The 1,770-nt window shown below is 70.5% G+C and carries 3 protein-coding genes; all 3 read left to right on the forward strand.

Annotated elements, in window-relative coordinates; all coding sequences use genetic code 11:
* Positions 1-143 precede the first annotated feature (143 nt).
* The gene (locus U9977_RS02180; protein WP_322747453.1) at positions 144-560 is read left to right on the forward strand and encodes a DUF3093 family protein; all 417 of its coding nucleotides are present in this window, start codon (positions 144-146) and stop codon (positions 558-560) included.
* Between the two features lie 107 nt (positions 561-667).
* A complete protein-coding gene (locus U9977_RS02185) occupies positions 668-958 on the forward strand; it encodes a DUF4235 domain-containing protein (RefSeq protein ID WP_322747454.1) in 291 nt (96 codons plus the stop codon).
* A gap of 118 nt (positions 959-1,076) precedes the next feature.
* On the forward strand, positions 1,077-1,770 hold a 694-nt coding region (locus U9977_RS02190), incomplete at its 3' end, for an aldehyde dehydrogenase family protein (RefSeq protein WP_416210449.1).

The following is a 1,770-nucleotide window of genomic DNA, read 5'->3' on the forward strand; positions in this document are numbered from 1 at the left end:
GTTCTCAGACACGCTCTAAGTGGTCACCGCCGGAAGTTGTTCGGGGGGTGCCGGATTCCGGATGCCGGATGCCGGGTGGATGCGGCGAATGATCAACAGCCGATGAACGCGAACAACCGCGGGCACGGTGGATACTGACCCGCATGCGCTACGAGGAACGGCTGGCGGTACCTCGGCTCTGGCACCTCTGGGCCGCCCTCTGCGCGGGAGTCTTCGGCAGCTACTTCACCGTCTACACAGACGCCACCTGGACGCGGGCCGTGGTCTACGGGGCCATGTTCACCACGATGGAGGCGGCGCTGTGGCAGCTCGGACGTCCCCGACTGGCCATAACCGACGAGGCGATGCGCGCGGCCGGCGAGATGGTCGACCGAGCTGACATCCGCGACGCCGTCGCCTGCACCGATGTCCGCACCGTACTCGTCCCGGGCGTGTATGCCCTGACCAGACCGTGGATACGCACCGGTGTTCGAGTCACCACCGCCAACGGTGTGTGGGTGCTGTCCAGCAGGCATCCCGGCACGCTACTGACGGCGATCGGCGCGCCGGTCCCGCGCTGATGCCATGCAACGCCTGTGACGGCCACCGGCCGGTAGAACGGCCGGGTTGACGGTCGGGTTATCAGCCCGCCAGCGGCCCGGAAACCCGAGATGATGGGGGTGCGACAGTGCCACAACCGGTATCGAAAATCGGCTGGAAGATCGTGGGAGGCGCGGCCGGAGCGGCAGCCGGAGCCGCTGCGAGCAAGGCCGTCACCGTGGCGTACAAAAAGATCCGCAAAGCCGACCCACCGACCAGCCCGGCGCATCCCGACACAACCTGGGCCGACGCGATCAGCTGGGCGGTCGCGTCCGGGGTGGCGATCGGCATCGGACGCCTCACCGCGGAACGGGTGGCGGCCCGTTGGTGGGTGAAGACGACCGGGTCGCTGCCACCCGGCATGCACGATGACGACTGAGTCCGGGCCGGCCACACCCGGGCCGGCCACACCCGGGCCGGCCACACCCGGGCCGGCCACACCCGGGCCGGCCACACCCGGGCCGGCCACACCCGGGCCGGCCACAGCGGTGGCGCCGATGACCTTCGACTCGGTCAACCCGGCGACCGGTACGACGATCGCGACGTTCCCGGTGCACGGCGCCCAGGAGGTGCGCGCCGCGGTCGAACGCGCGCGCAGCGCCACCAGATGGTGGTCCGAACTCGGCGTCAACGGCCGCCGGACGCGCCTGCTGGCCTGGAAGAAGGCACTGTACGACGCCCTCGACGAGCTCGCCGACCTCGTCCACCGGGAGAACGGCAAGACCATCCATGAGGCTGCCCTGGAGATCGGTGCCCACCTCGACGTTCTCGGCTGGGCCGCCACCAACGCCGGGCGGGTCCTGGGTACGCACCGGGTGCGACGCGGTCTGATCACCGCGAACCAGGCCGCGTCCGTGACCTACCAGCCCTACGGGGTGGTAGGCGTCATCGGGACCTGGAACTGGCCCGTCTACACCCCGGGCGGCGCCGTCGTGTCGGCACTCGCCGCCGGCAACTGTGTCGTGTACAAACCCAGCGAGCACACGCCCGCGGTCGGGCGGTTCATGGTGGAGGCATTCACCGACGTGGTCGGCGGACGGCCGGTGCTCTCCATGGTCACCGGCCTTGCCGCCACCGGCGCCGCGCTGTGCTCGGCCGGTGTGGACAAGCTCTCGTTCGTCGGCGCCCCGGCCACCGGCCGGGCGGTGATGGCCCAGTGCGCGACGACGCTCACCCCGGTCGTCCTGGAAC

The sequence above is a fragment of the Protofrankia sp. Cas8 genome (assembly GCF_963555845.1).
In the GTDB taxonomy this organism is placed as follows: Bacteria; Actinomycetota; Actinomycetes; order Frankiales; family Frankiaceae; genus Protofrankia.

What these genes read in the sequence shown, in the direction of transcription:
- U9977_RS02180 (WP_322747453.1), top strand. Translation starts at nt 144, where the DNA reads ATGCGCTACGAGGAACGGCTGGCGGTACCTCGGCTCTGGCACCTCTGG.